A 25,767-nucleotide genomic window follows, 5' to 3' on the forward strand; every position below is an offset into this window, starting at 1 on the left:
TGCCCGCGAAGGGCTGCAAAGCAGCCCCGGCACCATCAAACCTTGTCCCAGACCTCGAAGTGATACCCAGGCTTCCCTTCTTCAGCCTGTGCCGCGCTCGAAGTCAGCTGCCACTGGCCCTGGTCAAACTCAGGGAACCAGGCATCTCCTGCCGGCGACAGTTCCACCCGCGTCAGGTACATGCGGCTGACCAGCCCCTTCTCCAGCGCCTGCCCATACAGCTGCGCCCCGCCAATCAGCATCAACTCATCGACTCCGTGCTCCCGCGCCCACTGCTCGGCCCGCACCAGCGCCTGCTCCAGCGAGCCAAACACTTCGGCCCCCGCCAGTTCCAGCCCCGGCTGGCGGCTGACGACGATATTCAACCGCCCGGGCAGCGGCCGGCCCAGCGAGTCCCAGGTCTTGCGACCCATGATGATCGGCTTGCCCAGGGTGGTGGCCTTGAAGTACTTGAAATCCCCTGGCAAGTGCCAGGGCATGGAGTTGTCGATGCCGATCACGCGGTTCTCGGCGTGAGCCGCGATCAGGCTGAGGGGGAGTGATGTATTCATGCGGGCGAGGATAGCACCGGGCGTGTGGGTTATGCTTCTGCCCTGACCTGTGCAATGGAAGACCTTGTGACTGCACCCACTCCACTGGACAAGCGCTGGCTCACCGAAGCGGTACGCCTGCGCGAGGAACATGCCGGCCCCCTGGAGGACCAGGAAGCCAACCGCCGCGCCCGCCAGGCAGGCGGCGACCTGGCGAGCCGCATCGAAACCCGGGCGCTGTTCCTGGCCGAACGCGACGGCATCACTACAGCCCTGCGTCACTGGAAACAGGGCGCGCGCCTGGCGCTACTGGCCTTGCTACTGATGGCGATACTCAGCGGCGCCGGGCTGGCGCTGGCTGCGTTGGGTGACGGGCAGCGCCCGGTAAATGTGTTCTGGGCGCTGGGCAGCCTGCTCGGGCTGAACCTGCTTATGCTGCTGGGCTGGGCAATCGGCTTTGCCCTCAGCGGCGAGCATGGCGCAGGGCTGGGGCGCCTGTGGCTGTGGCTGAGCGAACGCTTTGCCCGCGACGCCAAGGCCGCGCACCTGGCGCCGGCGCTGCTGGTGCTGCTGCAGCGCCAGCGGCTCACCCGCTGGCTGCTTGGCCTGCTGGTACATGGCCTGTGGCTGCTGGCGATGCTCACGGCACTCGGCATGCTGCTGGCCTTGCTGGCCACCCGCCGCTACGGTTTTGTCTGGGAAACCACCCTGCTCGCGGCCGACCCGTTTATCCACCTGACGCAGGCCTTGGGCGCCCTGCCCTCGTTGCTGGGTTTTGCCGTGCCCGACGAGGCCATGATCCGCGCCAGCGGCGACACCCTGCCAGCCCTGGACCTGGCCCGCCAGGCCTGGGCCAGCTGGCTGCTAGGTGTGGTACTGGTGTATGGCCTGCTGCCGCGCCTGCTGTTGGCCGGGCTGTGCCTGTGGCGCTGGCGCCAAGGCAGCGAGCGCCTGACGCTGGACCTGAGCCTGCCGGGCTATGCGCAACTGCGTGAAGCGCTGATGCCCCGCAGTGAACGCATCGGCGTGCAGGATGCCGCGCCCGAAGCATTGCCTGAATTCGCCGCCGGCCAGCTGGAAAGCGGCAGCAGCGGTGCCCTGCTGGTCGGGCTGGAACTGGACGACCAACGCCCCTGGCCGCCTGCTCTGCCAAAAAGCGTGATCAACGCCGGTGTGCTCGACAGCCGCGAGTCGCGCAATCGCCTGCTCGAGCAGTTGAGCCGTTTCCCCCCGGCACGCCTGGCCATCGCCTGCGACCCACAGCGCTCGCCCGACCGTGGCAGCCTGGCGCTGCTCGCCGAACTGGCGCGCAACGCCGGCGCCACCCGTGTCTGGCTACTCCAGGCCGCACCCGGCCAGCCACTCGATGCCCAGCGCCTGGGCGACTGGCACGCAGCCCTCGACCGGCTTGGCCTGCCGCATGCCGATACTTCACCGCTGACCTGGCTGGAGCATGGCCATGACTGAGCCGCTGAAACTGGCCGTGGTCGGCCACACCAATGTGGGCAAGACCTCGCTGCTGCGCACGCTGACCCGCGACGTCGGCTTTGGCGAGGTATCGCACCGCCCCAGCACCACCCGCCATGTGGAGGGTGCGCGCCTGTCGGTGGATGGCGAACCCTTGCTGGAGCTGTACGACACTCCGGGCCTGGAAGACGCCATCGCCCTGCTCGACTACCTTGAACGCCTGGAGCGCCCGGGCGAGCGCCTGGACGGCCCGGCGCGCCTGGAGCGTTTTCTGCAGGGCAGCGAAGCGCGCCAGCGTTTCGAGCAGGAGGCCAAGGTACTGCGCCAGCTGCTGGCCAGCGATGCCGGCCTGTATGTGATCGATGCCCGGGAGCCGGTGCTGGCCAAATACCGCGACGAACTGCAAGTGCTGGCCAGCTGCGGCAAGCCGTTGCTGCCGGTGCTCAATTTCGTCGCCAGCCACCAGCACCGCGAGCCGCAATGGCGTGAAGCCCTTGCCCGGCTTGGGCTTCACGCGTTGGTACGGTTTGACAGCGTGGCTCCGCCAGAGGATGGCGAGCGCCGTTTGTACGAGAGCCTGGCCCTGCTGCTGGAAGACGCCCGCCCGGCGCTGCAGCGGCTGATAGACGACCAGCAGGCGCAGCGCCTGGCGCGCCAGCACAGTGGCAAGCGCCTGATTGCCGAGCTGCTGCTGGACTGCGCAGCCTGCCGGCGTAGCGTTGACGCCGAGCCGGCAGCCGAGGCCAGGGCAATCGAGGCATTGCGCCAGGATGTGCGTCAGCGCGAACAGCGTTGCGTCGAGGCATTGCTCAAGCTGTATGCCTTCCGCCCCGAGGATGCCCATGCCAGCGATCTGCCTCTGCTGGATGGCCGCTGGGGCGATGACCTGTTCAATCCCGAAACCTTGAAGCTGCTGGGCGTACGCCTGGGTAGCGGTGTGGCGGCCGGTGCCGCTGCGGGGGCCGGGGTCGATCTGCTGGTCGGCGGTTTGACCCTGGGCGCCGCCGCGCTGGCCGGGGCGATAGCCGGGGGAGCACTGCAGACTGCGCGCAACTATGGGTCGCGGTTGATGGGCAAGCTCAAGGGCAAGCGCGAGCTGACCGTGGACGACACGGTATTGCGCCTGCTGGCCTTGCGTCAGCAACAGCTGATGGTGGCGCTGGATAACCGCGGGCATGCCGCGCAGAGCAGCATTCACCTGGGTGAGCTGGATGAAAAAGCCTGGCGCGAGGGCAAGTTGCCAGAGGCGCTGGTCAGGGCGCGGGCGCATCCGCAGTGGTCCACCCTCAATCCCGGGGCGAAGCTGAACCAGGCTGAGCGGCAGGAGCAGCTGGAGGCGTTGGTTTCACAATTTTGATCAACCAGTTCTGGCCCCTTCGCGGGTGAACCCGCTCCCGCAGCACTAATGCACATCCCTGTGGGAGCGGGTTCACCCGCGAACAGGCCAGACCTGCAAGGTGCAGGCTTACTGCTGGGCCACCTTCTCCGACTTGCCATCATAGCGCTTGCGCCATTCGGCAAGGATCTGGTCACGGTTCTTCGAGGCCCAGGCGAAGTCGTTCTTGATCAGGCGCTGCTCATAGTCTGCCGGCAACTCGGTCTGCGGCTTGGCAATCCCCGGCGCGGCCAGCACGGCGAAGTTGTCCTTGTACAGCTCCATGGCTGCCGGGCTGGCCGAGAAGTCGGCCAGGCGCCTGGCCGCATCAGCCTTGGGCGAACCCTTGATCACGGCAGTCGCCTCGATCTCCCAGCCCAGGCCTTCCTTGGGCAGCACGATGTCCAGCGGTGCGCCCTGGCGTTTGAGCTGCACGGCCGGGTACTCGAACGAAATACCGATCGGGAACTCGCCCGCCGCTGCCAGCTTGCAAGGCTTGGAGCCGGAGTGGACGTACTGACCGATGTTCTGGTGCAGCGCATCCATGTAGGCCCAGCCCTGCGGCTCGCCGAAAGTCTGCAGCCAGGCGCTCACATCCAGAAAGCCGGTGCCGGACGAGGCCGGGTTCGGCATCACGATCTTGCCTTTGTACTCGGGCTTGGTCAGGTCCTGCCAGCTCACCGGTTTGCTCAGCCCCTGCTTCTCGGCCTCGATGGCATTGAAGCAGATTGTCGCGGCCCACACGTCCATGCCCACCCAGGCCGGCGGGTTGGCGGCGTCGCGGTAGTTGGGGGCAATCTTGCCCAGGTCCTTCGGCGCATAGGCTTCCAGCATGCCATTCTGGTCGAGGATGGCCAGGCTGGACGCCGCCAGGCCCCACACCGCATCGGCTTGCGGGCGGCCCTTCTCGGCCAGCAGCTTGGCGGTGATGATGCCGGTGGAATCGCGCACCCACTTGATCTCGATGTCGGGGTTGGCTTTCTCGAAGGCCTGCTTGTAGCTCTTCAGTTGTTCGGCTTCCAGCGCGGTGTAGACGGTCAACTGGGTGTCGGCGGCCGCTGCCTGCAGGCTGAACACGGCGGAAACGGCAGCGGCAAGTGCAAGGTGCTGGTACATGGGTAGGTTCCTTACAGGTCAGACGGTCGCGGCGCGTTGGCGCCAGGCTTGGGAGCGGCGCAGCAGGCCGCGCGAGGCTGCGGCCAGCAGCAGTGAAGCGCCGGCACTGGTCAGCAGGATCAGGGTGGACATGGCGGCAGCACCGCCGACGTTGCCCGCGTCGTCCATGTTCAGCACGGCGACGGCGGCCAGGATGGTGTCGGGGCTGTACAGGAAGATCGCTGCCGACACGGTGGTCATCGCCGAGACGAACAGGTAGCGGATGATGTCGAGCAACGCTGGCAGGCAGATCGGTACTGTTACCCGCAAAAAATGCTTGTACAGCGGCGCTTTCAGCGACAGCGCCGCAGCCTCGAACTCGCCGTCGAGCTGGCGCAGGGCAGTGGCAGCGGTCATCTGCGCGGTGGTCAGGTAATGGGCGATGGTGCACACCACCAACAGCCCCATGCCGCCATACAGCACATGCAGCGGGTTGCCGTTGAGGTTGAAGAAGAAAACATAACCCAGGCCAAGCACCAGGCCCGGCACAGCCATGGGGATAAAGCTGAGCAGGCGCAGCGCCAGGTTGAGCAGGCGTTGACCCTGGGTTTTCTCCATCAGGTAGGCACCGGTGAAGATCAGGATGCTGCCGATCAATGCAGTACCGATGGCCATGGTCACGCTGTTGCGGTAAGCCAGCCAGCCGCCCCCGGCGGTGTCTTCGAACATGTAATGACGCAGCGACAACGACAGGTTGTAAGGCCAGAAGGTGACCAGCGACGAGTACACCGCCATGCCGACCACCAACAGCAAGACCGCGCATACCAGCAGCACAATGGCCAGGAAGCAGGCATCACGGCCGGGCGACGGCTTGGGCTCGAACACTTGGGCGCGGCCGCTCATGGCCTCGCCCTGGCGCCGGCGCAGCCAGGCGTCAACGCTGAAGCTGAACAGGGCTGGCACCAGCAACACCATGCCGATCAGCGCGCCGCGGCCGAACTGTTGCTGGCCGACTACGGCTTTGTAGGCCTCCAGGGCAAGCACCTGATAGTCACCACCCACTACCACCGGGACACCGAAGTCGGTGATGGTCAGCGTGAACACCAGGCAGAACGCCGCAAACACTGCCTGGCGCGTGGCCGGCCAGGTGATGCTGCTGAACGCCCGCCATGAACCGGCGCCCATGCTGGAAGCCGCGTCGAACAAGCGAGCATCGGCCAGCGACAGCGCCGACAGCATGATCATCAGCGCCTGCGGGAAGGTGTAGATAGCCTCGCCCAGCACGATGCCCCAGAAGCCGTAGATGTTGTCGCTGAGCAACCCGCGCAGCAGCCCCTGGTTGCCGAACAGGTAGACCAGGGCTATGGCCGGCAGCATCGATGGCGCCAGCAGCGGCAACAGCGAGATCCCACGCCACAGGCCCTTGGCCGGAATCAGCGTGCGTTGCAGGGCGTAGGCGAACAGGTAGGCCAGCGGCACCACGATGGCCGCAACGGTGACCGCCACCGACAGGCTGTTGCCCAGCAACCAGCGGAAGTTGTCACTGGCGAACAGCTCCCGCGCCGCCAGCAGGCCACCGCCCTGGCCAGCTTCACCACTGAAGCCTTTCCAGAAAATGGCCAGCAGCGGCATCACCACTGCCAGCAGCAGAAGAACCAGCAGAACGCTCTTGCCACCGACGACGAACAGCCGGTCACCCAGTGCGACTTCGCTGCGCTGCGCACGCCTGGCCTGGGTATGCGGCAGGGACATTGGCGCGGCCATCTCAGGCAAACACCTGCAGGCTCTGCGGTGGCAACGCCACCCAGATATCCTGCGAGCCCAGCCGCGGCATGGCCTCCGGGGCCAGCTCGGCCAGCAAGGCATGGCCTGGCAGGGCCTTGAGCTCGAAGCTCATGCGGCAGCGGTTACCGAGAAAGGTAATTTCGCGGACCATGGCCGGAAACAGGTTTTCTTCGTGCACTAACGGGTTCACCGTGATGGCCTCCGGGCGGCAGAACAACCGGCCACTGCTGGCCTGGGCCGAACCCGGCGCCAGGCGCATGTTCATGCCGCCCACCTGCGCATGGCTGTCGCCGCTACGCTGGAATGGCAGCCAGTTGCCCTGGCCGACGAACTCGGCAACGAACGGCGTGGCGGGCTGGTCGTAGATTGCCTGCGGGGTGGCGTACTGCTCGACCTGGCCGTTGTTCATCACCGCAATGCGGTCGGCCATCAGCATGGCCTCGTCCTGATTGTGGGTAACCATCAAGGTGGTGATGCCCAGCTGGCGTTGCAGTTGGCGCAGTTCGGTACACAGGTGCTCACGCACACGGGCGTCCAGCGCCGACATTGGCTCGTCGAGCAACAGCAGCGACGGCGACGGCGCCAAGGCACGGGCCAGGGCAACACGCTGTTGCTGGCCACCGGAGAGCTGGCCAGGGTACTTCTTCTCGCTGCCGGCCAGGCCAACCAGTGCGAGCATGTCGGCGACCCGCTGGCGAGCCTGTTCGCGGCTGCTGCCGGTCAGGCCGTAGGCGATGTTGGCTTCGACGGTGAGGTTGGGGAACAGCGCGTAGGACTGGAACAGAATGCCGTAGTCGCGGGCCTGGGGCGGCAGCTCGGAAATATCACGCTCGCCGATGTACAGGGTACCGCGGTCCTGGCGCTCCAGCCCGGCAATGCATCGCAGCAGTGTGGTCTTGCCGCAGCCGGACGGGCCAAGCAGGCACACCAGTTCGCCAGCGGCGATGTCCAGCGAGACATCGTTGAGCGCCGTGAAGGCACCGAAGCGCTTGTGGATATTGCGCACTTTCATCTGTGCGCCGGGGGTGGTGCGGTTCATGGCATGGCCTCATCGAAGAGATGGGGCCATGCTAGGAAGCCTGTGCGAAGGTTCTGTGGCGTTGAGGCAAAAGCGGGTGATAGTGCTATAGGCAGATTTTGTAGTGGCCTTGGAGGGCTGTCAGAAGTGGGAACCGGCCACTTCCTGCGCAACGCCCAGGAACGCGGCCGGCAACCTGGCCTGGCGCCGTTCCTTCAGGCAGTACAGGTACTCATGCATCACCGGTGCGTTTTCCAGCGCCAGTACCCGCAGTTCGGGGTTGTGCGGCACCTCGTGCCGGGCAATCACGCTGATGCCGATATTGCGCAGCACCGCCTCACGGATCGACTCGCGGCTGCCGATCTCCAGCAAAGCCCCGGCCTTCACCCCAGCCTCCTGCATCATCTGCTCGGTCAGCTTGCGCGTGGTCGAGCCCTTCTCGCGCATCAGCAGGCAATGCCCGGCCACCACCTCGATCGACACCGTCTGGCGATGGGCCAGCGGGTGGTTGCGGTGCACCGCCACCACCAACGGGTCAGTTCCCAGCACCCGCCGCACCAGCCGGGCGTCTTCCAGCAGTTGCGACGAAGCGGCGATGTCCACCCGGTAGTCCTCGAGCATTTCCAGCACCTGCTGCGAGTTGCCGATTTCCACTGCCACGTCCACCTGCGGCAGGCGCTCACGGTAGATCTTCACCAGGTCGAGGATGTAGTAAGGCGCGGTCGCGGCGATCCGCAAGCTGCCCTGGGCCTGGCCACTGTTGCGCAGCTCGAACTCGATGTCCGCCTCCTGCTGCAACAGCGCCTTCACCATCGGCAGCAGGCGCACGCCCTCCTCGCTCAGTACCAGGCGCCGACCGCCTCGATAGAAAAGCTCTACCGCGTACTGGCTTTCGAGGTTGCGAATCTGCGTGGTCACCGTGGGCTGGCTGAGCCCGAGCTTTTTCGCCGCCAGGGTGATACTGCCCAGGCGGGCCACCATGTAGAAGGCTTTCAGCTCGGAACTCAACATGCCCGTCCTCTATTTGCGCAACAGGCGCAAACCGTTGAACACCACCAGCAGGCTCACGCCCATGTCGGCAAACACCGCCATCCACATGGTGGCCATGCCGGCAAAGGTGATCGCCAGGAATATCGCCTTGATGCTCAACGCCAGAACGATGTTCTGCATGAGGATCGCCGCACTTTGGCGCGACAGCCTGATGAAGGCCGGGATTTTTCGCAAGTCGTCGTCCATCAGCGCCACATCGGCAGTTTCGATGGCGGTGTCGGTACCGGCAGCAGCCATGGCAAAGCCGATTTCGGCGCGGGCCAGGGCCGGGGCATCGTTGATGCCGTCCCCGACCATGCCCACCCGGTGGCCCTGGGCATAGAGGGCCTCGATGCTCTTGAGCTTGTCCGCCGGCAGCAGGTTGCCTTCGGCACGGTCGATCCCGACCACAGCGGCAATGGCCTGGGCGGTATGCGGATTGTCACCGGTCAGCATGACAGTCTTGATGCCCAATTCGTGCAGCTCGGCGATCGCCTGGCGGCTGCTGTCCTTGACCGTGTCGGCCACGGCAAACAGCGCCAGCGGGCCAGAACGGTCCAGCAGCAGGACCACGGTCTTGCCCTGACGCTCCAGCGCGTCCAGCTGCGCCTCCAGCTCGGGCGAGCACAGCCCCAGCTCCTCGACCAGGCGGTGGTTGCCCAGGTGGTAGACCTCACCCGCAATGCTGCCTCGCACGCCACGGCCGGCCAGGGCAGCGAAGTCATCGACTTCGCTCAAGGCAAGCCCTTGCGCCTTGCCGAACTGGGCGATGGCGCGGGAAACCGGGTGGTCCGAACGTTCTCCCAGGCTGGCGGCCAGGGCCTGCGCGCGGCCTTCGAACAACGGGTCGAGCACCCTGGCGTCGGTCTGCACCGGCTTGCCGTGGGTGATAGTGCCGGTCTTGTCCAGGGCCAGGAAGTCCAGGTGGCGGCCACCTTCCAGGTATACGCCGCCCTTGATCAGGATGCCCTTGCGCGCGGCAGCGGCCAGGCCGCTGACGATGGTCACCGGGGTCGAGATCACCAGGGCGCACGGGCAGGCGACCACCAGCAGCACCAGGGCGCGGTAGATCCAGTCGAACCAGGCAGCGGCCATGAACAGCGGCGGGATTACCGCAACGGCCAGGGCGATGGCGAACACCACGGGGGTGTAGATGCGCGAGAAACGGTCGACGAAGCGCTGGGTAGGCGCCCGCGCGCCCTGCGCTTGCTCGACGGCCTTGATGATCCGCGCCAGGGTCGATTGCCCGGCGCCGGCAGTAACGCGAAACTCGAGTGCCCCAGCCTGGTTGATAGTGCCGGCAAACAGTTTATCGCCCACAGCCTTCTCGACAGGCAGGCTTTCGCCGGTGATCGGCGCCTGATCGACGCTGGACTGCCCACCGGTGACTTCGCCGTCAAGGCCGATACGCTCCCCGGGGCGCACCCGCACCAAGGCGTCGATAGCGACCTCGCGCACATCCACTTCACGCCACTGGCCGTCGGCCTGGCGCACGGTGGCCATGTCCGGGGTAAGTTGCATCAGGCCGCCAATGGCATTGCGTGCACGGTCCAGCGAGCGGGCTTCGATCAGCTCGGCGACGGTGAACAGCACCATCACCATGGCCGCTTCCGGCCACTGCCCGATCAGCACCGCGCCGGTCACGGCAATGCTCATCAGTGCGTTGATGTTGAGGTTGCGGTTTTTCAGGGCGATCCAGCCCTTCTTGTAGGTGCCCAGGCCGCAGCCGAGGATGGCCGCCAGCGCCAGTGCGGCCACCAGCCACTGCGGAGCGAGCGCCCCAAAGTGCACGATTTCGGCGGCGATCGCGGCAATACCGGACAACGCCAGCGGCCACCAGCGGGTCTTGGCGGCCGGTGGGGCGCTGGAGGTGTCACCGCCTTCAGCGCCCAGCGGCTCGGCTTTCATGCCCAGGCTGTCGATGGCCCGTTCGATTTCCGCGGTGCCACCCAGGGTGTGGCGCACGCCAAGCACGCGGTTGATCAGGTTGAACTCCAGCTGTTCAATGCCCGCCAGCTTGCCCAGCTTGTCCTGGATCAGGGTCTGCTCGGTGGGGCAATCCATGGCCTCGATGCGGAAGCGGCTTAGCCGGGCATCGCTGCTGGGCATGTCGCTGAGTCGTACCTTGGCGGGTGCAGCAGCAGTGCCACAGCAACTGTGGGCGTGGTGGTCGTGCTTGTGTTCGTGGCTGACAGGCTGGTTCATGGGGTCATCCTTAAATTGAGCCTGTTGCCAAGTGAACACCCTGTAGCCACTATAGGGTCAAGCCACTTGTTGGAGATTTCGTGATGAAGATCGGGGAACTGTCCAAAGCCACCGACTGCGCAGTGGAAACCATCCGCTACTACGAGCGCGAACAGTTGCTACCGGAGCCGGCGCGTACGGATGGAAATTACCGGCTGTATACCCAGGCGCACGTGGAACGGCTGACGTTTATCCGCAACTGCCGCACCTTGGACATGACCTTGGACGAGATCCGCAGCCTGCTGCGGCTGCGCGATAGCCCGGATGATTCATGCGGCAGCGTCAATGCGCTGATCGATGAGCACATCGAGCATGTACAAGCGCGAATCGATGGGTTGGTGGCGCTGCAGGAACAGCTGGTGGAGCTGCGGCGGCGCTGCAATACGCAGGGGGCAGAGTGCGCCATCTTGCAGCAACTGGAGACGAACGGAGCGGTATCGGTGCCGGAAACCGAGCACTCACATGTGGGGAGAAGCCACGGCCATTGAAACCCGCTCCCACAGGCACCGCGCAGGATTGAGCCTTGTGCAGCACGCTGTGGGAGCTGGCTTGCCGGCGAATGGGCTGCAAAGCAGCCCCGGCACTCCAGAGGCTTACACGGCCATCGGCGCGGTCATCGGCGCATGGTGCTCATAACCTTGCAGGCTGAAATCACTCGGCTCGATTTTCTCCAGCCACTCTGGCTCGTACTTGCCCGTCTCGGCAAACGCCGGCACGCGGTCGCTGATCACCAGCTTCGGCGCTTCCAGCGGCTCGCGCTTGAGCTGCTCGTTGAGCATGTCCAGGTGGTTTTCATACACATGGGCATCGCCGATGAAGTAGGTGAACCAGCGCGGGGTGTAGCCGGTCAGGCGGCCGAACAACGACAGCAGCGCTGCGCCTTCGGTCAGGTTGAACGGCGTGCCCAGGCCCAGGTCGTTGGAGCGGATGTACAGCGTAAGGGAAATCTCCCTGGTCTCGACATTCGGGTGGAACTGGTACAGCAGGTGGCACGGCGGCAATGCCATTTCATCCAGCTGCGCGCAGTTCCAGCCGTGGAACAGGATACGGCGGCTGCCCGGGTCGTTGGCGATGGTGTCCAGGCACTGGCGCACCTGGTCGATGGCCTTGTACAAGACTACGAACGCGACGCCGTCCTCTTCGTCCTGGGCAATGCGGCGAAAGCCCGCCTTCTCGGCCATTTCGATGGCTGCCGGGTTGCTCAGCGGGATGCGCTTGTAACCCGGCCATTGTCGCCACTGAACGCCGTAGATCTCGCCGAGGTCGTCATGCCCCTGGCGGAACGGGTTGGCCAGCCACTGGGCGTTTTCGTTGGCGTTCTGGTCCCAGACCTTGCAGCCCAGGTCGCGGAATTCGCCAGCGTTTTTCACGCCACGCAGGAAACCGACCATTTCGCCGATCGCCGATTTGAACGCCAGCTTGCGCGTAGTGATGGCCGGAAAGCCCTTCTGCAGGTCGAAACGCAGCATGGCGCCCGGCAGGCTGATGGTGCGGATGCCGGTGCGATTTTCCTGCAGCGTGCCGTTTTCAATGACCTCACGGACCAGGTCTAGATACTGTTTCATGGCTTACCTGTAACAAGAACGGCAGGGGGAACGCCCCTGCCGCAAGAATCAAACTGCGGCCTTGGCCGTCGGTTTACGGTTGTACGCCCACCAGATCAGGAAGAGGCCGCCGACGATCATCGGCAGACACAGCAACTGACCCATGGTCAACCAGCCGAAGGCAATGTAGCCGAGCTGGGCATCGGGCACTCGCACGAACTCCACGATGAAGCGGAAAATGCCGTAGAACAGCGCGAACATGCCGGAAACGGCCATGGTCGGGCGCGGCTTGCGCGAGTACAGCCAAAGGATCAGGAATAATGCCACACCTTCAAGCGCAAATTGGTACAGCTGCGACGGGTGACGCGGCAACTGCGCAGGGTCGCTGAACGGCGGGAACACCATCGCCCACGGCACATCGGTGGCCTTGCCCCACAACTCGGCATTGATGAAGTTGCCGATGCGCCCGGCGCCCAGGCCAATCGGCACCAACGGTGCGACGAAGTCCATCAGCTCGAAGAACGACTTGTTGTTGCGCTTGCCGAACCACAAGGCCGCCAGCATCACGCCAATGAAGCCGCCGTGGAACGACATGCCGCCCTTCCACACTTCGAAGATCAGCGTCGGGTTGGCCAGGTAGGCGTGCAGGTCGTAGAACAGCACATAACCCAGCCGGCCTCCGACAATCACCCCCATCGACAGCCAGAACACCAGGTCGGACAGCTTTTCACGGGACCAGGTGGGGTCGAAGCGGTTGAGCCGGCGCGAAGCCAGCAGCCAGGCGCCGCCGATGCCGATCAGGTACATCAGGCCGTACCAGTGGATTTTCAGCGGCCCGAGGGCCACGGCCACGGGGTCTATCTGCGGGTAAGGCAGCATGGAACTTCCTCTCGATTCAAATCAAAAAGCTCAGGCCGACACTGAACAGCAGTGCCGCGAACAGGCGTTTCAACAAACGTGGCGACAGCTTGTGCGCCAGGCGCGCGCCGTAGCGGGCGAAAAACATGCTGGTCACGGCAATGCCGACCAAAGCCGGCAGGTACACGTAACCCACGCTATGGGCCGGCAGATGCTGCTCATGCCAGCCCAGCAGCATGAAACTAAGAGCACTGGCCACGGCGATGGGCAGGCCGCAGGCCGAAGACGTGGCCACCGCCTGCTGCATGGGCAGGCTGCGCCAGGTCAGGAACGGCACAGTCAGCGAACCACCGCCAATGCCGAAAATGGCCGAAGCCCAGCCGATCACTCCCCCGGCGCCGATCAATGCGGGTTTGCCGGGGATGCCACGGCTGGCCTTGGGCTTGAGGTCCAGGGCCATCTGTGCGGCGATGACCAGGGCGAACACGCCGATGATCTTCTGCAGCAGCGGGCCCTGGATCAGCGACGCGGTCTTGGCGCCAACACCGGCCCCCAGCAGGATGCCGAGGGTCATCCAGCCGAAGATCGGCCACTGCACCGCGCCCCTGCGGTGGTGTTCGAGCACGGCATTGATCGAGGTGAAGACGATGGTTGCCAGCGACGTGCCGACTGCCAGGTGGGTCAGCACCGAGGTATCGAAGCCCTGCAGGGTAAAGCTGAACACCAGCACCGGCACGATGATGATGCCGCCGCCCACGCCGAACAGCCCGGCCAGCACGCCCGCGCAGGCGCCCAACAGCAGATAGAGCACGAATTCCATTCGACGTCCCCGAGAAATCAATCCGGCATGGTAACGGAAGCCAGCCTCGGGGCTCTAGTGAAGTCTGTGTCAGGATGGATCCGCCCAGCCAGTGTGGGTACATTGGCAAAAAACCCAGAGGCCCGACCGATGTGCCTGATCGTATTTGCCTGGCGGCCGGGGCACGCCCTGCCGCTGATCGTCGCAGCCAACCGCGACGAGTTTCATGCTCGCCCCACCCAAGCCCTGGCGGCTTGGGAGGATGCCCCTGGCGTGTATGCCGGGCGCGACCTGGAGGCCGGCGGTACCTGGCTTGGCGTGGGGCCGCAAGGGCGGTTTGCGGCGCTGACCAATATTCGCGACCCGGGCCAGGTGCTGGGGCCACGCTCGCGTGGTGAGCTGGTGGCGGCGTATCTGCGGGGTGAGCTGGGCGTTGAGGCTTACCTGGACCAGGTGGCCGACCGCCGCGGCCAGTACTCGGGGTTCAACCTGCTAGTGGGTGATGAGCGGCAACTGGGGTACTTGAATGCCCGGCAAGCTACGCCACGCCTGTTGGAGGCTGGGGTTTACGGGCTTTCCAATGCCGGGCTGGACACACCGTGGCCGAAGCTGGTCAAGGCACGTAGCGGGCTGGAGGGGATGCTTGAGACGGCAGATCCGCAGCAGTTGCTGGCATTGCTGGCTGATGGTGAACCCGCGGCTGACGGCGATCTGCCGGACACAGGCGTGGGCCCGGGGACCGAGAAGCTGCTTTCAAGCGTGTTTATTGCCAGCCAGAACTATGGTACCCGGGCGAGTACCGTGCTGATTGTGGATGATCAGGGCAAAAGGCGGCTGATCGAGCGCAGTTTCGGGCCGTTTGGCGGGCATTTGGGGGAAGTTGAGCTGGTGGTCTGAACCTTCGGTGTTGCCTGGGCGGGCCTCTTCGCGGGTGAATCCGCTACCACAGGTTCAGCACAGGCCTCAGGCTTGTAGTAGTCCCTGTGGGAGCGGATTTGACCGCGAAGAGGTCAGCACAGGCAACATCACATTCACAGGGTCTTATTGGCCCCAGGCCCGATCATCCGCGCCAGCCCAAGGTTCTTCAGGGCCAATTGCAGCGAACTGTGGATAACTTGCGGGTTGTCATGGCTCAAGGCGTCAGCCAGCAACTCCTTGGCCTTGCTCATGTTCACCTGGCGCAGCATCCATTTCACCTTGGGCAGGTTGGTGGCGTTCATCGACAGGCTGTCAAAGCCCATGGCCATCAACAGGATCGCCGCAGCCGGGTCACCGGCCATTTCGCCACAGATGCTGACCGGCTTGCCTTCACCATGGGCATCGCGCACCACCGTGTTCAGTGCCTGCAGCACCGCCGGGTGCAGGTAGTCGTAAAGGTCGGCTACCCGCGGGTTGTTGCGGTCCACCGCCAGCAGGTACTGGGTCAGGTCGTTGGACCCTACCGACAGGAAGTCCACCTGCCGCGCCAATTCCTTGGTCTGGTACACCGCTGCAGGAATCTCCACCATCACGCCCACTGGCGGCATGGGCACATCAGTGCCCTCGTCGCGTACTTCGCCCCAGGCGCGGTGGATCAGGTGCAGGGCCTCTTCCAGCTCGTGAATCCCGGAAATCATCGGCAGCAGGATGCGCAGGTTGTTCAGGCCCTCGCTGGCCTTGAGCATGGCGCGGGTCTGCACCAGGAAGATTTCCGGGTGGTCGAGGGTGACGCGGATGCCACGCCAGCCCAGGAACGGGTTTTCTTCCTTGATCGGGAAGTACGACAGCGCCTTGTCGCCGCCGATGTCCAGGGTACGCATGGTCACCGGCAGCGGGTGGAACGACGCCAGTTGCTCACGGTAGATCGCCAGCTGCTCCTTCTCGCTGGGGAAGCGCTGCTGGATCATGAACGGCACTTCGGTGCGGTACAGCCCTACCCCTTCAGCGCCGCGCTGCTGGGCGCGGGCAACATCAGCGAGCAGGCCGGTGTTGACCCACAGCGGCATGCGATGGCCGTCGGGGGTGACGCATGGCAGTTCGCGCAGGGCGTCCAGGCCTTGAGCCAGCTGGCGCTCCTCCTCCACCACTTCGCTGTACTGCTTGCGCAGCACTTCGCTGGGGTTGGTGAACACCTCGCCCTTGTAGCCATCGACGATCAGCTCGATGCCATCGACCTTGGAATAAGGCAGGTCGACCAGGCCCATCACGGTAGGGATGCCCATGGCGCGAGCCAGGATGGCGACGTGGGAGTTGCCCGAGCCGAGTACCGAAACCAGGCCAACCAGCTTGCCTTCCGGCACTTCGCCGAGCATTGCCGGGGTCAGTTCTTCACTGACCAGGATGGTGTTGTCGGCGTACACCAGCGACTGCGAGCGGGCTTCCTGGAGGTAGGCCAGCAGGCGCCGCCCCAGGTCTTTGACGTCCGAGGCACGCTCGCGCAGGTAGTCATCGTCCATCAGTTCGAAGCGGTTGACGTGCTCGCCGACCACCTGGCGCAGGGCGCCCTGGGCCCATTGGCCGGTCTTGATGACCTCGGTCACCTCGCCGCCCAGGGCTGCGTCTTCAAGCATCATCAGGTACACGTCGAACAACGCGCGCTCTTCCGGGCGCAGCTGGGTGGCCAGCTTGGCCGACAGCTTGCGCATGTCGTCGCGCACGCCTTCGAGGGCGTTCTGGAACAGCTTCAGTTCGGCGTCGATGTCATCGACGGACTTGTCCGGCACCACCTCCAGGTCGGCCGGCGGCAGCATCACCACCGCACGCCCCACAGCGGCGCCTGGCGAGCCCGGCACACCGACGAAGCGCGCTTCCTGAATACCCTTGCCCTGGCGGCCCAGGCCACGGATCGAACCGGTGGCTTCGGCGTGGGCGATAACCCCGGCGAGCTGGGCGCTCATGGTGACCAGGAAGGCTTCTTCGCCCTCGTCGAACTGGCGGCGCTCCTTTTGCTGGATAACCAATACCCCGACCACTCGGCGGTGGTGGATGATCGGCGCACCCAGGAAGGAGGCGAATTTTTCTTCGCCGGTTTCGGCAAAGTAGCGATAACGCGGGTGGTCGGCGGCGTTTTCCAGGTTCAGCGGCTCTTCGCGGGTACCGACCAGGCCGACCAGGCCCTCGTTCGGGGCCATGCTGACCTTGCCGATGGAACGCTTGTTCAGGCCTTCGCTGGCCATCAGCACGAAGCGGTTGGTTTCCGGGTCGAGCAGGTAGACCGAGCAGACCTGACTGCCCATGGCCTCCTTGACGCGCAAGACAATGATCCCCAACGCCGACTTGAGATCTTTGGCGGAGTTTACTTCCTGGACGATCTTGCGCAGCGTATTGAGCATGGCTCGGGGTCGAACTCCGTCGTCAGTCGCGCGTCAGCAGACGCGGTGCTAGCTCTTTCAGTGCGCGTCGATACACCTCGCGCTTGAATGTCACAACCTGGCCCAACGGATACCAATAGCTGACCCAGCGCCAGCCGTCGAATTCCGGCTTGCCGGTCAGGTCCATCCGCACCCGTTGTTCATTGCTGACCAGACGCAGCAGAAACCACTTCTGCTTCTGGCCGATGCACAGCGGCTGGCTGTGGGTACGGACCAGGCGCTGGGGTAAACGATAACGCAACCAGCCACGGGTGCAGGCAAGAATTTCCACATCATCGCGTTCAAGGCCAACTTCTTCGTTCAGCTCACGGTACAGGGCGTCTTCCGGCGTCTCGTCAGGGTTGATACCACCCTGGGGAAATTGCCAGGCATCCTGGTTGATCCGTCGAGCCCATAGCACCTGCCCGGCATCATTCGTGAGAATGATCCCGACATTGGGGCGAAAACCATCCGGGTCGATCACGGCAGCAACCTCGCAAACGCATGTCACCGCATTGTTCCACAAAGCCTGCGAGCGCAGCAACGCGCCCGCCAAGCTTATGTGCAGCAGCGTGAAAACTCCGTATTCTGCGGGCCTACCTTGTGGCTGATGCGAGTGACCGCGATGCGCCTGGCTTTATTCGACCTGGACAATACCCTCCTCGGTGGCGACAGCGACCATGCCTGGGGTGACTACCTTTGCCAGCGTGGCATCCTCGACCCGGTTGCCTACAAGCAACGCAACGATGGTTTCTACCAGGACTACCTCGACGGCACCCTGGACCTGCCGGCCTACCTGGCCTTTTCCATGGAAGTCCTGGCGGCAACGCCTGCGTCCCGGCTCGACGAATGGCACCGCGACTTCATGCGCGACTGCATCGAGCCGATCATCCTGCCCAAGGCCCTGGCCTTGCTGCAGCAGCACCGTGAGGCTGGCGACCAGCTGCTGATCATCACTGCCACCAACCGCTTCGTCACCGCACCGATCGCCCGCCGCCTTGGAGTTCGCGTGCTGCTGGCGACCGAATGCGAGATGCGCGACGGCCGCTATACCGGGCGTAGTACCGATATACCGTGTTTTCGTGAAGGCAAGGTGACGCGGCTGGAGCGCTGGATGCTGGAGAACGGCTTTGATCTTGAGGACAGCTACTTCTATAGCGACTCGATGAATGATTTGCCGTTGCTGCAGCGGGTGACGCATGCGGTGGCGGTGGACCCGGACCCGCTGTTGCGGGCCGAGGCCGGAAAGCGTGGGTGGCCGGTGGTTTCGTTGCGCGATTGAAGTTTTCCTGGGCTGGCCTCTTCGCGGGTAAACCCGCTCCCACAGGTATCGCGCTGCCCTCAGGCATTGTGCAGTCCCCGTGGGAGCGGGTTTACCCGCGAAAGGGCCGGCACAGGCAACCCTGAACTGTCAGACTGGCTTGGCGCCCATCAACCCGGCGATGGACAAGAAACAGACCCCGCTGAACACCGCCAGCGCCAAGGTAAGCCGCAACCCCACAACTTCAGCCTTGCGCAACCGGTTCAGCCGCACCAGCAGCCACCAGACGGCAAACGCGCCCACGGTGTAGATGACACTGGAGGCCAGCACCCAGGTCTGCCCCAGCGGCCAGCCCACCAGGTGTACCAGCCACCAGCCGGTGAACGGCATGCTTGCCAGGCACAGGCCCATCACCAGCCAGACAAACACCAGAGGCCGGCGCAGCAGCTTGGCGTAGGCCTCGGTATCGCCCTGACGGCGGGCGCGCACGGTCCAGATCGCCAGGCCCAGGGCGCCCAGCAGCAGCACTGCAGTGGCGATGATATGCAGGGTTTTCAGGGTGGTCAGGTGTTCCATGCTTCTGTTGTCCTTGAGCAGGCCATTTAGCGGTGGCGACTTCGCGGGCTTGCCCGCTCCCACAGGGATATCACAAGGCCTGCTGCCTGCGCAGTACCTGTGGGAGCTGGCTTGCCGGCGATAGGGCCATCAGCCCCAGCTTAGCTGCTCAACCAAGGAAGAGCTTGTACGCCGGGTTCTCGGTCTCATCCCAGTACGGGTAACCGATCTTGGCCAGCGCCGCCGGCACCAGGTGGCGCTCTTCCTCCGGCACCTGCAACCCCGCCACCACGCGCCCGTCCGCCGCACCGTGGTTGCGATAGTGGAACATCGAAATATTCCAGCGCCCGCCCAGCTTGTTGAGGAAGTTGAATAGCGCGCCTGGCCGCTCGGGGAATTCGAAGCGCAGCACCATCTCGTCACTGGCCCCGGCCGAATGCCCACCCACCATATGGCGAATATGCAGCTTGGCCAGCTCGTTATCGGTCAGGTCGGTAACCGGGAACCCCTGCTCGGTCAATTGCTGCACCAGGGCTGCACGGGGATCGTTTTCCGGATGAGTCTGAATGCCGACGAAGATGTGGGCTTCGTCAGAGGTGTGCTTGCGGTAGTTGAACTCGGTGATCTGGCGCTTGCCGATGGCTTCGCAGAAGGCCTTGAAGCTGCCAGGGCGCTCCGGAATGGTGACGGCGATGATCGCTTCGCGCTTTTCACCCAGTTCGGCGCGCTCGGCCACATGCCGCAGGCGGTCGAAATTGACGTTGGCACCGGAATCGATGGCCACCAAGGTCTGCCCGGTCACACCGTACAGCTCGACGTAGCGCTTGATGCCCGCCACACCCAAGGCGCCAGCAGGCTCGGTGATCGAGCGGGTATCGTCGTAGATATCCTTGATTGCTGCACATATCTCATCGGTGCTGACCGTGACCACTTCATCCACATACTGGCGGCAGATATCAAAGGTGTGCTGCCCGATCTGCGCCACCGCCACGCCGTCGGCGAACAGCCCTACCTGCGGCAATACCACGCGCTCACCGGCCGCCATGGCCGCCTGCAGGCAGTTGGAATCGTCCGGTTCGACGCCGATCACCTTTATTTCCGGGCGCAGGTACTTCACGTAGGCCGCAATGCCGGCGATCAGGCCGCCACCGCCCACCGGGACGAAAATCGCGTCCAGCCGGCCAGGGTGCTGACGCAGGATTTCCATGGCCACGGTGCCCTGCCCGGCGATGGTGTGCGGGTCGTCGTAGGGGTGGATGTAGACAAAGCCCTTTTCATCCACCAGCTTCAGCGAATAAGCCAGCGCCTCGGGGAAGGAGTCGCCATGCAGCACCACCTTGCCACCGCGCGAGCGCACGCCTTCGATCTTGATCTCCGGGGTGGTCTTTGGCATCACGATGGTGGCCTTGATGCCCATCTCGCGCGCGGCCAGGGCCAGGCCCTGCGCGTGGTTGCCGGCCGAAGCGGTGACCACGCCACGGGCCAGTTCTTCCGCCGTCAGTTGCGCCAGCTTGTTGTAGGCCCCGCGAATCTTGAACGAGAACACCGGCTGCAAGTCTTCGCGCTTGAGCAGAATCTGGTTGCCCAGGCGCTTGCTCAGCTGCCCGGCGCTGTGCAGCGGGGTTTCGACGGCAACGTCATAGACGCGCGAGGTGAGGATCTTCTTGACGTACTGTTCGAGCATCGGGAAAGCATCACTGGGCCGCGGGACAAGGGCTGGGAGTCTACCCCAGCGCTACGTCGGGCGACCACAGCAAAGCCGTGCGAGCCGTTATACTAGGCAACTTTGAAACCGCCCCTGCCCCTCCCGGAGCCCGCATGACCCAGGACCAACTCAAACAGGCCGTCGCCCAGGCCGCTGTCGACTTCATTCTGCCCAAGCTGGATGACAAGAGCGTTGTCGGCGTCGGTACCGGTTCGACCGCCAACTTCTTCATCGACGCCCTGGCTCAGCACAAGACCGCTTTCGACGGCGCAGTGGCCAGTTCCGAGGCCACTGCCCAGCGCCTGAAGGGCCATGGCATCCCGGTCTACGAGCTGAACAGCGTCAGCGAGCTGGAGTTCTATGTGGACGGCGCCGACGAGAGCGACGCGCACCTGAACCTGATCAAGGGCGGCGGCGCAGCCCTCACCCGCGAGAAGATCGTCGCGGCCGTGGCCAGAACCTTCATCTGCATCGCCGACGGCAGCAAGCTGGTACCGGTTCTGGGCGCCTTCCCGCTGCCGGTCGAAGTGATCCCGATGGCGCGCAGCCACGTGGCACGTCAACTGGTCAAGCTGGGCGGCGACCCGGTGTATCGTGAAGGGGTATTGACCGACAACGGCAACGTCATCCTCGATGTGTACAACCTGCAGATCACCAACCCGGTGGAACTGGAAGCGCAGATCAACGCCATCGTTGGCGTGGTGACCAACGGCCTGTTCGCGGCGCGGCCGGCAGATGTACTGCTGCTGGGTACCGGCGAAGGCGTCAAGACCCTGAAGGTCGAGTAGTCCCCGGCGAGGGCTTTGCCCTCGATTCGCAGCACAAGGCTTCTCCTACAGAAGGCCGCAGGCACTGGATCTGATGCGGTCCTTGTAGGAGCAGCCTTGTGCTGCGAATGGGCCGCAACGCGGCCCCAACAGCTTAATTTGGCGGCTGCTTGAACACATAGAACAGGTTCGGCTCACTGACCAGATAGATGGTCCCCGCCTCATCCATCGCAATCCCCTCCGCCTGCGGCACAGTCGCCTGCAAACCCTGAAAACCCTTGCGCAACGACAGGGTACTCAGCGGCCTGCCTTGCACATCCAGCTCCAGCACCAGCCGCGACTCATCCGACAACGCCAGCAGGTGCCCGCTGCGCTCATCGAACTGCAGACTCGACAGGTCGCGCACGAACAACCGCGAATCGCGTTTGTGGTCCTGCACCACATGCACTGCGTAGGGCTTCTCCGGGTTTTCATGAGGAAACCCATGCACCTCATAGATCAGCATCGGGTCACGTTCCTTGGCCACGAACAGGCGCTTGCCTGCCGAATCGTAGGCCAGGCCCTCGAAGCCCTTGTTGCCGTTCAGGCCAATGCCCAAGGTCAGCTGTTCGGCGTCACCGGCGTCGAGGAACATCGTGTCGTCCTCCAGGCGCACGCGAATCAGCCGCTGCTGGCGCTCGTCGGTGATCACATAACTGTTGGGCCCGATGTACTCCACGGCTTCCGGGTCACCAAAGCCGGTCAGCGGCACCCGGCGCAGAATGCGGCCTTCAAGCGACAGCTCGATCAGCTCCGAGCGGGCATTGGTGACAGTGAACAGGGTCTTGCGGTCGGGGTCGTAGGTCAGCGCCGAAAGGTCGTCATCCAAGCCGTCGACCGGCTGCGCCTCTACCACTACCCGGTAGCGGTCAAGGCCGATGCTCTGCTCGGCGGGCTGCCACCACGCCTTCAGGTTGAACCAGCCGCGCTCGAACAAGCGAAACTCCTGCCCGGCCCAGCCAAGCAGGAACACGCCGATAACGGCCACAACAAGGAACAGGCGAACAAAACGGCGCATAAGGCAGACTCGGCACAAGGGTGGCGAATCTAACCATTAATGGCTGAAACATAGCTTAATGCCAGCGTCAGAAAAGCCTGAAGATGCTGTCAGTGCTTCTTGAAGCGATAAAACAGTGCCGGCTCGCTGACCATGTAGAGGTTGCCTTTGTCGTCCATGGTCACCCCTTCGGCACGCGGAATGGTGTCCTGCAGGCCATTGAAACCACCGAGCAAAGTCATGAAGCTGACCTGCTGGCCCTGCTCGTCCAGCTCCAGCAGCATGTTGGAATCGGCGGACAATACCAGCAGGTGGCCGGTGCGCGGGTCCACGCCCAGGGCGGACAGGTTGCGCAGGTCGAGCTCGTCACTGGGCAGTGGCTGCTTTTCACCCTTGAGCGGGCTGCGGCCATCGGTGTTCCAGGTGTACAGCTTGGGTGGGCGCTCTTCGCCGATGACCAGGCGCTGGCGCAGCGGGTCCCAGGCCACTGCTTCGAAGCCCTTGTTGCTCTTCACCGACGGGCCCAGGTCGTGGCTCTGGAAGTCGGCGTGGTTCAACACCGTGGTCCGGGCATCGACCTTGACCACCGTCAGGTCATGCAGGCGCTCGTCGGTGATCGCCAGGTAGTCGTCTTCCAGGACGGCGACGCCTTCCGGGTTGTTCCAGCCGTTGAGCGGGATCTTGCGCAGTATATCGCCGTCCAGGCTCAGCTCGACAAGGATGGGGTTCTTGCCCATGACCGCGAACAGGGTACGTGTACGCGGGTTGAAGGCCACGTCCGAAGCTTCGTCATCGTCCATGCCCGGCAGCGGTTTGGCGTCGATGTCGACCTGGTAGTCCGGCAGCCACACGCTTTCGCTGCGCTCGGCGGTGGTTTCCAGGCTTTCCTTGAGCCACAGTGCGCCGCGGTCATCCCAGTGCATGGCCACTGACACGCCATAGCCGATCACCGCTGCCACGGCCAGGCCGAAGGGCCAGCGCAGGTAGAAACGGCGCTTGGAGGTTGCCGGGGCGCTGGAAGGTGATGGCATGCGGAGGTCCTGAGTGAATGGGGGGAGGTCCGCGCATTATCCGCATAAGGTGTGAAAAATCGGTAAACAGGACCGGCCTCTTCGCGGGTAAACCCGCTCCCACAGGAATGTCACAGGCCTGTGGAGAGCCCTGTGGAGCGGCCGTGCCCGCGAAGAAGCCAACCCGGTCTGGAATCAGAGCACCCGGCTTTCGAAGCGGCTCACACCCGGCAGCTCCAGCACCAGCTCATCACCGACATTGAACGGCCCCACGCCCGCCGGCGTACCGGTAAGGATCACATCCCCCGCCTGCAGCGAGAAATGCGCCGCCATGTACTGGATCATCGGCACGATCGGGTTGAGCATCATTGCGCTGTTGCCGTCCTGGCGCACTTCGCCATTGACGGTCAGGCGTACCGGGATGTCGGTCACATCCTCGAAACTGGCGGCAGACACGAACGGCGGCAGCACGCAGGCGCCATCGAAGCATTTGGCCAGCTCCCAGGGCAGGCCTTTCTCTTTCAGCTTGGCCTGCACGTCACGCAAGGTCAGGTCCAGTGCCGGGGCATAACCGGAAATCGCGTCCAGCACCTCCTCTTCGGTCGGGTGGGTGGAAAGCGGTTTGCCCAGCAGCACGGCAATTTCGGCCTCATAGTGCACGGAACCGCGCTCGGCCGGGATCTTGAAACCACCTTCGGCCGGCACCACGCAGCTGCCCGGCTTGATGAACAGCAGTGGCTCGCTGGGGATCGGGTTGTCCAGTTCCTTGGCATGCTCGGCATAGTTACGGCCGATGCACACCACCTTGCCCAGCGGGAAGTGAATGCGTGTGCCGTCTACGTACTGGTGCTGGTAACTCATTGGCCGACTCCTGTGGATACTGCTTTTTATTCAGGTGCGAAGATCTTACCCGGATTCATGATGCCGTTAGGGTCGAACACGGCCTTTATTGCCTTCATGCAGGCGATTTCTTCGGCCGAGCGGCTGTAGCCCAGGTAGTCGCGCTTGGTCATGCCCACGCCATGCTCGGCGGAAATCGAACCGTTGTAGCGCTGGACGATCTCGAACACCCATTTGTTGACCTTGGCGCACGAGGCGAAGAACTCGTCCTTGCCCATGTGCTCGGGCTTGAGAATGTTCAGGTGCAGGTTGCCATCGCCGATGTGGCCGTACCACACCACTTCGTAATCCGGGTAGTGCTCGGCGACAATGGCGTCGATATCACGCAGGAACGCCGGCACTTTCGAGACCGTGACAGAAATGTCGTTCTTGTACGGGGTCCAGTGCGAGATGGTTTCAGACAGGTATTCGCGCAACTTCCACAGGTTTTTCAGCTGGGTTTCGCTCTGGCTCATCACCCCGTCCAGCACCCAGCCCTGCTCCACGCAGTGCTCGAAGGTGGCCAAGGCCTGGTTGGCAACCTCTTCGGTACTGGCCTCGAACTCCAGCAGCGCATAGAACGGGCAAGCGGTCTCGAACGGCGCCGGCACATCGCCCCGCCCCATGATCTTGGCCAGGCCTTTGTCGGAAAAGAACTCGAAAGCCGTAAGGTCCAACTTGCCCTGGAAGGCGTGCAGCACCGGCATGATCGAGTCGAAGTCCGGCGTACCCAGCACCATGGCGGTGAGATTGCGCGGTGTACGGTCCAGGCGCATGGTGGCCTCCACCACAAAGCCCAGGGTGCCTTCGGCCCCAATGAACAGCTGACGCAGGTCATAGCCGGTGGCGTTCTTGATCAGGTCTTTGTTGAGTTCCAGCAGCTCACCCTTGCCGGTGACCACTTTCAGGCCGGCCACCCAGTTGCGGGTCATGCCGTAGCGAATCACCTTGATACCACCGGCATTGGTGCCAATGTTGCCGCCAATCTGGCTGGAGCCGCTGGAAGCGAAGTCTACCGGGTAATAAAGGCCCTGCTCTTCAGCAAAGGCTTGGAGCTGGCGGGTGATCACCCCTGGCTGGCAGATCACGGTGCGGTCGAAGTTGTTGAAGCCGAGAATCTGGTTCATGTAGTCGAAGGCCACCACCACTTCGCCATTGGCCGCCACCGCCCCGGCGGAAAGCCCGGTGCGCCCGCCAGAGGGCACCAGCGCCACCTTGTTCGCATTGGCCCAGCGCACGATCGCCTGCACCTGTTCTATCGTCTTCGGCAGCACGATTGCACTGGGTGCCGGCGGGAAATGCTTGGTCCAGTCCTTGCCATACGCTTCAAGCGAAGCCGCGTCAGTCAGGACCTTGCCAGGGTCGACAAGGGTCATCAGTTCATCAATAACAGCGGGGTGGGTCATCGCTGGAACTCTCGACTTATTCATAGTCACCCTGAGCACTCTTCACCTGTCGGGATAGGCTCAGATTGTGTCGCG

At 63.9% G+C, this 25,767-nt stretch carries 23 protein-coding genes; 6 read left to right on the top strand and 17 right to left on the bottom strand.

The genetic code is table 11. The features are described from left to right. Positions 1-35: 35 nt before the first annotated feature. Entirely contained in the window at positions 36-551 is a 516-nt protein-coding gene (locus AC5O5R_RS25770; RefSeq protein ID WP_172230738.1) for a dihydrofolate reductase, read from the bottom strand. 54 nt (positions 552-605) lie between these two features. Here AC5O5R_RS25770 and AC5O5R_RS25775 point away from each other — a divergent pair, with 54 nt between their 5' ends. Together AC5O5R_RS25775 and AC5O5R_RS25780 are read left to right on the top strand one after the other, a co-directional pair. Beyond that, positions 606-1,997, top strand: a complete 1,392-nt coding sequence (locus AC5O5R_RS25775) for a DUF2868 domain-containing protein (protein WP_494514828.1) — start codon at positions 606-608, stop codon at positions 1,995-1,997. Then, on the top strand, positions 1,990-3,354 hold the full coding sequence (locus tag AC5O5R_RS25780; protein WP_172230744.1) for a GTPase/DUF3482 domain-containing protein: 1,365 nt from the start codon (positions 1,990-1,992) through the stop codon (positions 3,352-3,354). The genes AC5O5R_RS25775 and AC5O5R_RS25780 overlap by 8 nt, the downstream gene beginning before the upstream one ends. 108 nt (positions 3,355-3,462) lie before the next feature. Here the strand turns inward: AC5O5R_RS25780 and AC5O5R_RS25785 are convergent, their stop codons facing one another. The 5 genes from AC5O5R_RS25785 to AC5O5R_RS25805 all read right to left on the bottom strand — a co-directional run bounded on the left by AC5O5R_RS25785 (position 3,463) and on the right by AC5O5R_RS25805 (position 10,504). Next, on the bottom strand, positions 3,463-4,488 hold the full coding sequence (locus tag AC5O5R_RS25785) for a putative 2-aminoethylphosphonate ABC transporter substrate-binding protein (RefSeq protein ID WP_494514829.1): 1,026 nt from the start codon (positions 4,486-4,488) through the stop codon (positions 3,463-3,465). 18 nt (positions 4,489-4,506) lie between these two features. After that, the gene (locus tag AC5O5R_RS25790; RefSeq protein ID WP_494514830.1) at positions 4,507-6,231 is read right to left on the bottom strand and encodes a putative 2-aminoethylphosphonate ABC transporter permease subunit; all 1,725 of its coding nucleotides are present in this window, start codon (positions 6,229-6,231) and stop codon (positions 4,507-4,509) included. A 1-nt stretch (position 6,232) separates the two neighbouring features. Further along, on the bottom strand, positions 6,233-7,291 hold the full coding sequence (locus AC5O5R_RS25795; RefSeq protein ID WP_172287164.1) for a putative 2-aminoethylphosphonate ABC transporter ATP-binding protein: 1,059 nt from the start codon (positions 7,289-7,291) through the stop codon (positions 6,233-6,235). Between the two features lie 120 nt (positions 7,292-7,411). Further along, entirely contained in the window at positions 7,412-8,281 is an 870-nt protein-coding gene (locus tag AC5O5R_RS25800) for a LysR family transcriptional regulator (RefSeq protein ID WP_494514831.1), read from the bottom strand. 9 nt (positions 8,282-8,290) lie between these two features. Continuing rightward, positions 8,291-10,504: a heavy metal translocating P-type ATPase gene (locus AC5O5R_RS25805; RefSeq protein WP_494514832.1), complete on the bottom strand. Its 2,214-nt coding sequence runs from the start codon at positions 10,502-10,504 to the stop codon at positions 8,291-8,293. 83 nt (positions 10,505-10,587) lie between these two features. On the opposite strand from AC5O5R_RS25805, the gene cadR reads away from it, so the two are divergent. After that, complete coding sequence (gene cadR / locus AC5O5R_RS25810; protein ID WP_172287150.1) at positions 10,588-11,031, top strand: cadmium resistance transcriptional regulator CadR; 444 nt, start codon at positions 10,588-10,590, stop codon at positions 11,029-11,031. A gap of 105 nt (positions 11,032-11,136) precedes the next feature. Here the strand turns inward: cadR and AC5O5R_RS25815 are convergent, their stop codons facing one another. The 3 genes from AC5O5R_RS25815 to AC5O5R_RS25825 are packed head-to-tail and all read right to left on the bottom strand — an operon-like array spanning position 11,137 to position 13,765. Beyond that, complete coding sequence (locus AC5O5R_RS25815) at positions 11,137-12,108, bottom strand: thymidylate synthase (RefSeq protein WP_494514833.1); 972 nt, start codon at positions 12,106-12,108, stop codon at positions 11,137-11,139. Positions 12,109-12,156: 48 nt separating this feature from the next. Beyond that, positions 12,157-12,966 (bottom strand): prolipoprotein diacylglyceryl transferase, encoded by an 810-nt coding sequence (lgt, locus tag AC5O5R_RS25820; protein ID WP_172230059.1) that lies wholly within the window; start codon positions 12,964-12,966, stop codon positions 12,157-12,159. 16 nt (positions 12,967-12,982) lie between these two features. Further along, positions 12,983-13,765: a sulfite exporter TauE/SafE family protein gene (locus AC5O5R_RS25825; RefSeq protein ID WP_494511814.1), complete on the bottom strand. Its 783-nt coding sequence runs from the start codon at positions 13,763-13,765 to the stop codon at positions 12,983-12,985. A 129-nt stretch (positions 13,766-13,894) separates the two neighbouring features. On the opposite strand from AC5O5R_RS25825, the gene AC5O5R_RS25830 reads away from it, so the two are divergent. Beyond that, on the top strand, positions 13,895-14,641 hold the full coding sequence (locus AC5O5R_RS25830) for an NRDE family protein (RefSeq protein ID WP_494514834.1): 747 nt from the start codon (positions 13,895-13,897) through the stop codon (positions 14,639-14,641). Positions 14,642-14,775: 134 nt separating this feature from the next. Here the strand turns inward: AC5O5R_RS25830 and ptsP are convergent, their stop codons facing one another. Then, positions 14,776-17,055: a phosphoenolpyruvate--protein phosphotransferase gene (gene ptsP / locus AC5O5R_RS25835; protein ID WP_494514835.1), complete on the bottom strand. Its 2,280-nt coding sequence runs from the start codon at positions 17,053-17,055 to the stop codon at positions 14,776-14,778. 22 nt (positions 17,056-17,077) lie between these two features. Further along, a complete protein-coding gene (locus tag AC5O5R_RS25840) occupies positions 17,078-17,557 on the bottom strand; it encodes an RNA pyrophosphohydrolase (RefSeq protein WP_003249017.1) in 480 nt (159 codons plus the stop codon). Positions 17,558-17,698: 141 nt separating this feature from the next. Here AC5O5R_RS25840 and AC5O5R_RS25845 point away from each other — a divergent pair, with 141 nt between their 5' ends. Next, entirely contained in the window at positions 17,699-18,355 is a 657-nt protein-coding gene (locus AC5O5R_RS25845) for a histidinol-phosphatase (protein WP_172229472.1), read from the top strand. A gap of 129 nt (positions 18,356-18,484) precedes the next feature. On the opposite strand, the gene AC5O5R_RS25850 is transcribed toward AC5O5R_RS25845, so the two are convergent. Together AC5O5R_RS25850 and ilvA are read right to left on the bottom strand one after the other, a co-directional pair. Then, positions 18,485-18,910, bottom strand: a complete 426-nt coding sequence (locus AC5O5R_RS25850; RefSeq protein WP_494514836.1) for a DUF2269 domain-containing protein — start codon at positions 18,908-18,910, stop codon at positions 18,485-18,487. Positions 18,911-19,058: 148 nt separating this feature from the next. Continuing rightward, positions 19,059-20,573 (bottom strand): threonine ammonia-lyase, biosynthetic, encoded by a 1,515-nt coding sequence (ilvA, locus tag AC5O5R_RS25855; RefSeq protein WP_172286935.1) that lies wholly within the window; start codon positions 20,571-20,573, stop codon positions 19,059-19,061. 134 nt (positions 20,574-20,707) lie between these two features. On the opposite strand from ilvA, the gene rpiA reads away from it, so the two are divergent. After that, entirely contained in the window at positions 20,708-21,382 is a 675-nt protein-coding gene (rpiA, locus tag AC5O5R_RS25860) for a ribose-5-phosphate isomerase RpiA (RefSeq protein ID WP_172229478.1), read from the top strand. Between the two features lie 133 nt (positions 21,383-21,515). Here the strand turns inward: rpiA and AC5O5R_RS25865 are convergent, their stop codons facing one another. The 4 genes from AC5O5R_RS25865 to AC5O5R_RS25880 form a co-directional block, all read right to left on the bottom strand. Continuing rightward, positions 21,516-22,418, bottom strand: a complete 903-nt coding sequence (locus tag AC5O5R_RS25865) for an SdiA-regulated domain-containing protein (protein WP_494514837.1) — start codon at positions 22,416-22,418, stop codon at positions 21,516-21,518. Between the two features lie 89 nt (positions 22,419-22,507). After that, complete coding sequence (locus AC5O5R_RS25870; RefSeq protein WP_494514838.1) at positions 22,508-23,428, bottom strand: SdiA-regulated domain-containing protein; 921 nt, start codon at positions 23,426-23,428, stop codon at positions 22,508-22,510. Positions 23,429-23,602: 174 nt separating this feature from the next. Continuing rightward, a complete protein-coding gene (locus tag AC5O5R_RS25875) occupies positions 23,603-24,268 on the bottom strand; it encodes a fumarylacetoacetate hydrolase family protein (RefSeq protein WP_172231549.1) in 666 nt (221 codons plus the stop codon). Between the two features lie 26 nt (positions 24,269-24,294). Further along, positions 24,295-25,692: an FAD-binding oxidoreductase gene (locus AC5O5R_RS25880; RefSeq protein WP_172286932.1), complete on the bottom strand. Its 1,398-nt coding sequence runs from the start codon at positions 25,690-25,692 to the stop codon at positions 24,295-24,297. Between the last annotated feature and the right edge of the window lie 75 nt (positions 25,693-25,767).

The sequence above is a fragment of the Pseudomonas sp. 8_5_2 genome (assembly GCF_059295255.1).